Consider the following 7,881-nt stretch of genomic DNA (forward strand, 5'->3'; position numbering starts at 1 on the left):
GGCGCCGGCCCGAACACCTGGGACTGCTCCGGCCTCGTGATGATGGCCTACAGCTCGCAGGGCATCGCGACCGGCGGACACAACGTGGTCTGGCAGTACAACTACTTCAAGTCGATCGGCCGCCTCGTCCCGCTGTCCCAGCGCCAGCCCGGCGACATCCTGTTCTACTCGTCGAACGGCACGGCCTCGGGGGCGTACCACGACTCGATCGTGACGAGCTACGGCACCATGGTCGAGGCCGCGCGCCCCGGCGTCGGCGTCGTCGAGCGCGCGATCTGGCTGCCGAACCAGCTCATGCCGTACGTCGCCCGCCCGAGCGGTTCCCTGTAGCCCGCTCCCGGAGTGCCTGTTCTTTCCCAGAGCGGCTGCGGTACCAAGTGAGATCGGGCGTACCTGCACGGATCAACGCACCCGGTACGCCCGTTTCCACCCGGTACGCCCGTTTCCACCAGGCGCGCCCACGCACGCCGCGCCCCCGCACGCCACGCTCCGCCCGCACACGCGCCCCCGCACGCCCCGCCCGGCGCGACAGCCACCCCGCACGACACAGAACGGCGCCCGCCCTCCGGAAGGAGAGCGGGCGCCGTTCTTCGTCAGGGGATCGTCAGTGACCAGCGGGCACGTACGCGGCCTGACCGGCCTGCACGATGCGCTCGGCCTCGGCGGCGTCGCCCCAGCCCTCGGCCTTGACCCACTTGTTCGGCTCGAGGTCCTTGTAGCGCTCGAAGAAGTGCGCGATCTCGGCCTTCGTCTGCTCCGGCACGTCCGAGATGTCCTGGATGTGTGCCCAGCGCGGGTCCTTGGCGGGGACGACGAGGACCTTCTCGTCGTTGCCGGCCTCGTCGCTCATCTTGAAGACGCCGACGGGGCGGACCTTGACGCCGACGCCGGGGAACGTCGGGAACTCGAGCAGCAGCAGCGCGTCCACGGGGTCACCGTCGTCGGCCAGGGTCTTCTCGAAGAACCCGTAGTCGGTGGGGTAGACGAACGAGGTGAACAGCACGCGGTCGAGGTAGACGCGACCGGTCTCGTGGTCCACCTCGTACTTGTTGCGGCTGCCCTTGGGGATCTCGACGACGACGTCGTACGCGGCCATGTTGCGCTCCTGTGTCTGCTTCGGGGACTGTCGTGTGTTGCGAAAGCGCGGCTAACGTTACCGGGTGAACTCTCCGCGTCCCCGGCTCGACCCCGCCGTCGCCGAGACCCGCCTGGCGGTCCGCGACCTGCTCGCCGCAGCCGTCGACGACGGCGTGGTCGCCGCAGGCGACCTGGTGCTCGTCGCACTGAGCGGCGGACCGGACTCGCTCGCCCTGGCGGCGGCCACCGCGTTCGAAGCGGGCAAGCAGGGTCTGCGGGCCGGGGCAGTGGTCGTCGACCACGCGCTCCAGGCGGGCTCCGAGGCGGTCGCGAGCCGCGCCTCCCGGCAGGCATCCGAGCTGGGACTCGACCCGGTGACGGTCCGCAGGGTCACGGTCGGTTCCGACGGGGGCCCGGAAGGCGCCGCCCGGGAGGCCCGCCACGCGTCGATCGCCGAGGTCGCGGCCGCCACCGGGTCACCCCTGGTGCTGCTGGGCCACACCCTGGACGACCAGGCCGAGACCGTGCTGCTCGGCCTGCTGCGCGGCAGCGGGCCGGACAGCCTGTCCGGCATGCAGCCGCTCGCCCGCCGCGACGGCGGTCCGGCCTACGGCCGGCCGCTCCTGTCGGTCCGGCGCCACGCGACCCGGCAGGCGTGCGCCGCGGCGGGGCTGGCGCCGTGGCACGACCCGCAGAACGACGACCCCGCGTACGCACGGGTGCGGGTGCGGAACACCCTGCTGCCGGTGCTCGAACGGGAGCTCGGTGCCGGGGTGCCCGAGGCCCTGGCCCGGACGGCCGACCAGCTGCGCGAGGACTCCGCGGCGCTGGACCACTTCGCGGAGGAGATCGCGGAGGACATCGCCGAGCACTCCGAGGCGGGCATCTCGCTGTCGGTGCGGGCGCTCGGGGCGAACCCACCGGCGCTCCGGCAGCGACTCGTGCGCCTGGCGGTGGAGAGCGAGTTCGGGGTGACGCTGTCGCGCGTGCAGACGCTCGAGGTCTGCCGGCTCGTCACGGACTGGAGCGGACAAGGCCCGATCGACCTGCCGGGCGTCCGTGCCACGCGGACCGGCGACCGCATCGAGTTCAGCGCCGGTTAGGCTGGCGTGGTGGAACTCTCCGACGTCCAGGCAGACCTGTCCGAAGTGCTCTTCACCCCCGAGCAGATCGACGAGAAGCTCGCCGAGCTCGCGGCGGTCGTCGACGCCGACTACGCGGGCCGCGACCCGCTGCTCGTCGGGGTGCTCAAGGGTGCCGTCATGGTGATGGCGGACTTCTCGCGCCACCTCAAGATGCAGGCGCGGATGGACTGGATGGCGGTGTCGTCGTACGGCTCCGGCACGAAGTCGTCCGGTGTGGTGCGGATCCTCAAGGACCTCGACACCGACCTGCACGGCCGCGACGTCCTGATCGTCGAGGACATCATCGACTCCGGTCTGACCCTGTCGTGGCTCAAGCAGAACCTGCAGTCCCGTGGTGCCGCGAGCGTCGAGATCGTCGCCCTGCTGCGCAAGCCCGAGGCCGCCAAGGTCGAGGTCGACGTGAAGTACGTGGGCTTCGACATCCCCGACGCCTTCGTGGTCGGCTACGGCCTGGACTACGACGAGCGCTACCGCAACCTGCGCGGCGTCGGCGTCCTCGCTCCGCACGTCTACTCCTGACGGGCGGCCCGCCGCGCTCGGGTCGCACTCGGCCGACTCTGGCCCGGGGGTGAGTTCGCCCGCAGAGGACACCCATTCTCGCCACAGAATCGCGGCCGTATGCTGACCTGCACGCAACTTCGGCAGAGAAAGGTGTCGGGCACTCGCGCCCGGATCACATGAACTTCAAGCGCATCTTCCGCGGCCCGTACCTCTACGTGCTGATCGCGCTGGCGGGCATCTTCATCGGCTGGAGCGTCATCAGCCAGGGCAGCACGCAAGAGATCGACACCCAGAAGGGTCTCGAGCAGCTGTCCGATGACAAGGTCTCGTCCGTGACCATCAACTCCACCGAGCAGCGGGTCGACCTCGTCCTGAAGGACGGCGACAAGCAGGAGCAGTTCTACTACTCCACGCCGCGCGGCGAAGAGGTCGTGCAGGCGGTCAACGACTCCAACCTGCCGGACGGCTACAACGACCGCGTCGCCCAGGGCAACTGGTTCCTGTCGCTGCTCGGCATCCTGCTGCCGTTCCTGATCATCGGTGCCCTGTTCTGGTTCCTGCTCTCGAGCGCCCAGGGTGGCGGCTCGAAGGTCATGCAGTTCGGCAAGTCGAAGGCCAAGATCAACAACAAGGAGAACCCGCAGGTGTCGTTCGCCGACGTCGCGGGTGCCGACGAGGCGATCGAAGAACTCCACGAGATCAAGGAGTTCCTCAAGGAGCCCGCGAAGTTCCAGGCCGTCGGGGCGAAGATCCCGAAGGGCGTGCTGCTCTACGGCCCTCCCGGAACCGGCAAGACCCTGCTCGCCCGCGCCGTCGCGGGAGAAGCCGGCGTGCCGTTCTACTCGATCTCCGGTTCGGACTTCGTCGAGATGTTCGTCGGTGTCGGTGCGAGCCGTGTCCGTGACCTCTTCGAGCAGGCCAAGGCCAACTCGCCGGCCATCGTCTTCATCGACGAGATCGACGCCGTCGGTCGTCACCGTGGTGCCGGCATCGGCGGTGGCAACGACGAGCGCGAGCAGACGCTGAACCAGCTCCTCGTCGAGATGGACGGCTTCGACGGCAAGACCAACGTCATCCTCATCGCCGCGACGAACCGTCCCGACGTGCTCGACCCCGCGCTCCTGCGCCCCGGCCGTTTCGACCGCCAAATCGGCGTCGACGCCCCGGGCCTCGCCGGCCGCAAGCAGATCCTCGAGGTGCACGCGAAGGGCAAGCCGCTCGCCGCGAGCGTCGACCTCGAGCTGCTCGCCCGCAAGACGCCGGGCTTCACCGGTGCCGACCTGGCGAACGTCCTGAACGAGGCGGCCCTGCTGACCGCCCGCTCGAACGCGCAGCTCATCGACAACCGTGCCCTCGACGAGGCCGTCGACCGCGTGATGGCCGGCCCGCAGCGCCGCACCCGGATCATGTCCGACCAGGAACGCCTGATCACCGCGTACCACGAGGGCGGCCACGCCCTGGCGGCAGCGGCGATGCGGCACACCGACCCGGTCACGAAGATCACGATCCTGCCCCGCGGCCGTGCCCTCGGCTACACGATGGTGCTCCCGCTCGAGGACAAGTACTCGGTCACCCGCAACGAGCTCCTCGACCAGCTCACCTACGCCATGGGTGGTCGCGTCGCCGAGGAGATCGTCTTCCACGACCCGACCACGGGCGCCTCGAACGACATCGAGAAGGCCACCGGCACCGCCCGCAAGATGGTCACCGAGTACGGCATGAGCCAGGCTGTCGGGTCCGTCAAGCTCGGGTCCGGTTCGAGCGAGCCGTTCGTCGGCCGCGACATGAGCGGTGGCACCGGTCGCGACTACTCGGAGACCATCGCCCAGACGGTCGACGCCGAGACCCGCGCCCTGCTCGAGGCCGCGCACGACGAGGCCTACCAGGTGCTCAACGACAACCGGGACATCCTCGACCGCCTGGCCGGCGAGCTCCTCGAGAAGGAGACGCTCGACGCCCCGGAGCTCGTGGAGATCTTCAAGGACGTCCGCAAGCTGCCGGAGCGCCCGCAGTGGCTCTCCAGCGACAAGCGCCCGGTCAGCAACCTGCCCGCGATCGACGTGCCCGGCAAGGCCGCCTCGACCGCAGCGGACCCGTCGGACTCCGAGTCGACCTCGAAGACCCGTCGTCGCCCGTTCGGCAACCCGGGTATCGCCCCCGCGTAGGCCCGCATGACCGAGCTGCCGACGCGACGAGAGCGTCGACTCGCCGAGGTGAGTCGTGCCCGCGCCGCCGCCGCCGAACCGGCGACGGTCGCGATCGACCTCCGTGCACCCCAGCCGGTGCCGGAGGTCGTGACCGGCCGTCGCCGTGACCGCGGTGGTCCGGCCGAGGAGCGCACCCGGGTGCTCGGCATCCTCAACGTCACCCCCGACTCGTTCAGCGACGGCGGGCTGCACCAGGCCTACGAGGCCGCCGTGCAGCACGCACGTGACCTCGTCGCGGCCGGTGCGGACGTCATCGACGTCGGCGGGGAGTCCACCCGCCCCGGTTCCGAGCGCGTGCCCGTGCCGGTCGAGCAGGAACGGGTGCTGCCGGTCGTGCAGCAGCTCGTCGCCGAGGGCATCCCGGTCAGCGTCGACACCATGAACGCCGCGACGGCCGAGCGTGCCGTCGACCTCGGTGCCGCCATCGTCAACGACGTCTCGGGCGGGCTCGCCGACCCGGACATGGCCCGGGTCGTGGCGTCGACGGGGGTCGGCTTCGTCGTCATGCACTGGCGCGGCCACAGCGACCGGATGTACCGCAACGCCGAGTACACCCACGCGGTCGAGGAGGTCCGGCGCGAGGTCGAACTCCGGGTCGCCGAACTCATCGTGCTCGGCGTCCGGCAGGAGCAGGTCGTCATCGACCCGGGTCTCGGCTTCGCCAAGCACGGCGTGCAGAACTGGGAGATCCTGGCCGGCTACGAGCGCTTCGCCTCGATCGGCCTGCCGGTGCTCGTCGCCGCCTCACGCAAGCGGTTCCTCGACGGTGTCGGGAGCCCCGAGGGTGCCCCGCCCAGGGAGCGCGACCTCGCCACCGCCGCCATCAGCCTGCTCGCCGCCGAACGCGGCGCGTGGGGTGTGCGCGTGCACGACCCGGCACCGACCCGTGCCGTGCTCGACGTCTGGGACGCCTGGAGGGCAGCTCGATCGTGAACGACACCATCCGACTCACCGGGGTCCGCGCCCGCGGACACCACGGCGTCTTCGACCACGAGCGCGAGGACGGCCAGGACTTCGTCGTCGACGTCGCCGTGGAGCTCGACGCCCGCGCCGCCTCGGGCAGCGACGACCTCGACGCCACCGTGCACTACGGCGTCCTCGCCGAGCAGGTCGTCGCCGAGATCGAACGCGACCCGGTCGACCTGATCGAGACGCTGGCCGAACGCATCGCCGCGGCCGTGCTCACCCACCGTGCCGCATTGGCGACCGAGGTCACGGTGCACAAGCCGCAGGCCCCGATCACCGTGCCGTTCACCGACGTCTCGATCACCATCCGGCGCTCCCGCGGCGCCACGGTGCCGGACGAGGAAGAAGAATGACCCACCGGGTCGTCGTCGCCCTCGGAGCGAACCTCGGCGACCGGGGGAGCACGCTCCGCGCCGCCGCCGCCGCGATCGCCGCCCTGCCCGGGGTCGAGCCGGTGGCCTCGAGCCGCGAGGTCGAGTCCGTCGCCGTGACCCTCGACGGCCTCGACACGTCGAAGCCCCGCTACCGGAACGCCGTCGTGGTCGTCGACACCGACCTCGAGCCGCAGGCCCTCCTCGACGCCCTGCACGGCATCGAGGACGCCCACGGCCGCACGCGCGAGGTCCGGTGGGGCGACCGCACCCTCGACCTCGACGTCGTCGCGGTGGACGACCTGCGGATCGCCACCGACACCCTGGTCGTGCCCCACCCCCGGGCAGCGGAGCGCGCGTTCGTGCTCGCCCCGTGGCTCGACGCCGACCCCGAAGCCGTCCTGCCCGGTGCCGGGCCGGTGGCCGACCTGCTCACCGCCGTGGGGGACGACACCGAGCGCGTCGACGAGCCGCGCTTGTTCGCGGAGCCGGCACGGGCCTCCCGGCCTGCGGGGAGCGCGACCAGCGCATGAAGCCCACCCGCGCCTCCACGCTGATCAGCATCGCCGTCGTGACGGTGGTCGCCGGCTTCGCACTCGACGCCGTCCTGGCGTCGCGCCAGCTGCCCACGTTCCTGTTCTCGATCCCGCTCGGCGTCACACTCGCGTTCATCGGCGTCGCCGTCGTGCTCATGGCGCGCCCGGTGCGCCGGCACGCGCGGGACGGCGCCGGACGCCAGCGGCCGGTCGACCCGCTCTACGCGACCCGGGTCGTCGTGCTCGCGAAGGCGTCCAGCATCTGCGGCACGCTGCTCGGCGGGTTCGCCCTCGGCCTCGTGCTGTACCTGCTGACCCGTTCCGCGACGCCTTCGCTAGGCTCGACCCTGCCGAACGTGATCGCCGTCGGGGGCGGGATCGTCCTGACGGTCTGCGCACTCGTGGCGGAGCGGATGTGCATCGCACCCCCGGGTGACGACGACGACCGTGACGATCCCCGCAACGGTTCGACGACGGTGAACTGACCGAGCAACCCCAGGAGGCCCGCGATGCCGCGTGAACGACTCGACGAGCCCGGCCTCGGCCTCGGTGGGATCGCCTGGCAGCGGGTGTCCGCGAAGCTCGTGTGGACCGAACTCATCACCACGCTCGTGATCGGTGTCGTGCTCACCGCGGGCTGCGTGCTCATCGGGATCGTCACCGACGGCTTCGGTTCCGGGGCCGGCACGGTCTGGCTCTCCATCGGCATCGTGGTGGCGGTCACCACGGCGATCACCGCCGCGCTCACACCCCGACGGGTCCGGGCCATCGGCTACGCGCTCCGCGACGACGACCTGGTCGTGCGCCGCGGCCTCATGTGGCAGCGGTTCACGGCCGTGCCGTACGGCCGGATGCAGCTCGTCGACGTCGCGAGGGGCCCGCTCGACCGGGCGCTCGGCATGAGCGAGCTGAAGTTCGTCACCGCCGCCGCTGCGACGAACGTCCGGATCCCGGGTGTCCCGGCAGCGGACGCCGACGAGCTGCGCGACCGCCTCGTCGAGCTCGCCGAGTCCCGTCGCGCCGGGCTGTAGGGGTCGTCCGTGACCTTCCGACCGGGCACCCCGCCACCCGCTCCGCC

General features: G+C 71.2%; 10 protein-coding genes. 9 read left to right on the forward strand and 1 reads right to left on the reverse strand.

What is annotated here, in order from left to right; all coding sequences use genetic code 11:
- A partial coding sequence (locus tag DEJ06_RS17785) for a C40 family peptidase (RefSeq protein WP_146245908.1) occupies window positions 1-330 on the forward strand: 330 nt, incomplete at its 5' end.
- A 274-nt stretch (window positions 331-604) separates the two neighbouring features.
- On the opposite strand, the gene DEJ06_RS17790 is transcribed toward DEJ06_RS17785, so the two are convergent.
- Window positions 605-1,096 (reverse strand): inorganic diphosphatase, encoded by a 492-nt coding sequence (locus DEJ06_RS17790; RefSeq protein ID WP_111040210.1) that lies wholly within the window; start codon window positions 1,094-1,096, stop codon window positions 605-607.
- 64 nt (window positions 1,097-1,160) lie between these two features.
- Here DEJ06_RS17790 and tilS point away from each other — a divergent pair, with 64 nt between their 5' ends.
- The 8 genes from tilS to DEJ06_RS17830 all read left to right on the forward strand — a co-directional run bounded on the left by tilS (window position 1,161) and on the right by DEJ06_RS17830 (window position 7,834).
- On the forward strand, window positions 1,161-2,180 hold the full coding sequence (gene tilS / locus DEJ06_RS17795; protein ID WP_027467056.1) for a tRNA lysidine(34) synthetase TilS: 1,020 nt from the start codon (window positions 1,161-1,163) through the stop codon (window positions 2,178-2,180).
- A gap of 9 nt (window positions 2,181-2,189) precedes the next feature.
- The gene (gene hpt, locus DEJ06_RS17800) at window positions 2,190-2,741 is read left to right on the forward strand and encodes a hypoxanthine phosphoribosyltransferase (RefSeq protein ID WP_017887686.1); all 552 of its coding nucleotides are present in this window, start codon (window positions 2,190-2,192) and stop codon (window positions 2,739-2,741) included.
- A 158-nt stretch (window positions 2,742-2,899) separates the two neighbouring features.
- The gene (gene ftsH / locus DEJ06_RS17805; protein ID WP_111040211.1) at window positions 2,900-4,888 is read left to right on the forward strand and encodes an ATP-dependent zinc metalloprotease FtsH; all 1,989 of its coding nucleotides are present in this window, start codon (window positions 2,900-2,902) and stop codon (window positions 4,886-4,888) included.
- 6 nt (window positions 4,889-4,894) lie between these two features.
- A complete protein-coding gene (gene folP / locus DEJ06_RS17810) occupies window positions 4,895-5,863 on the forward strand; it encodes a dihydropteroate synthase (protein ID WP_111040212.1) in 969 nt (322 codons plus the stop codon).
- Window positions 5,860-6,249 carry a dihydroneopterin aldolase gene (gene folB, locus DEJ06_RS17815; protein ID WP_214550217.1) on the forward strand — a complete coding sequence of 130 codons (390 nt, stop codon included), beginning with the start codon at window positions 5,860-5,862 and terminating at the stop codon, window positions 6,247-6,249. The genes folP and folB overlap by 4 nt, the downstream gene beginning before the upstream one ends.
- Complete coding sequence (folK, locus tag DEJ06_RS17820) at window positions 6,246-6,800, forward strand: 2-amino-4-hydroxy-6-hydroxymethyldihydropteridine diphosphokinase (protein ID WP_111040213.1); 555 nt, start codon at window positions 6,246-6,248, stop codon at window positions 6,798-6,800. The genes folB and folK overlap by 4 nt, the downstream gene beginning before the upstream one ends.
- The gene (locus tag DEJ06_RS17825) at window positions 6,797-7,288 is read left to right on the forward strand and encodes a DUF3180 domain-containing protein (protein WP_071404509.1); all 492 of its coding nucleotides are present in this window, start codon (window positions 6,797-6,799) and stop codon (window positions 7,286-7,288) included. Before folK ends, DEJ06_RS17825 begins: the two co-directional genes overlap by 4 nt.
- 24 nt (window positions 7,289-7,312) lie before the next feature.
- Entirely contained in the window at window positions 7,313-7,834 is a 522-nt protein-coding gene (locus DEJ06_RS17830) for a PH domain-containing protein (protein WP_110863569.1), read from the forward strand.
- Window positions 7,835-7,881 lie beyond the last annotated feature (47 nt).

Source organism: Curtobacterium sp. MCLR17_051, from assembly GCF_003234395.1.
GTDB classification, from domain to species: domain Bacteria; phylum Actinomycetota; class Actinomycetes; order Actinomycetales; family Microbacteriaceae; genus Curtobacterium; species Curtobacterium flaccumfaciens.

Excerpts from the sequence above, each read along its gene's own strand:
- DEJ06_RS17825 (WP_071404509.1), top strand. The coding sequence starts at position 6,797 with ATGAAGCCCACCCGCGCCTCCACGCTGATCAGCATCGCCGTCGTGACG.
- DEJ06_RS17830 (WP_110863569.1), top strand. The coding sequence starts at position 7,313 with ATGCCGCGTGAACGACTCGACGAGCCCGGCCTCGGCCTCGGTGGGATC.
- folP (WP_111040212.1), top strand. The coding sequence starts at position 4,895 with ATGACCGAGCTGCCGACGCGACGAGAGCGTCGACTCGCCGAGGTGAGT.
- folK (WP_111040213.1), top strand. The coding sequence starts at position 6,246 with ATGACCCACCGGGTCGTCGTCGCCCTCGGAGCGAACCTCGGCGACCGG.
- ftsH (WP_111040211.1), top strand. The coding sequence starts at position 2,900 with ATGAACTTCAAGCGCATCTTCCGCGGCCCGTACCTCTACGTGCTGATC.
- DEJ06_RS17790 (WP_111040210.1), bottom strand. The coding sequence starts at position 1,096 with ATGGCCGCGTACGACGTCGTCGTCGAGATCCCCAAGGGCAGCCGCAAC.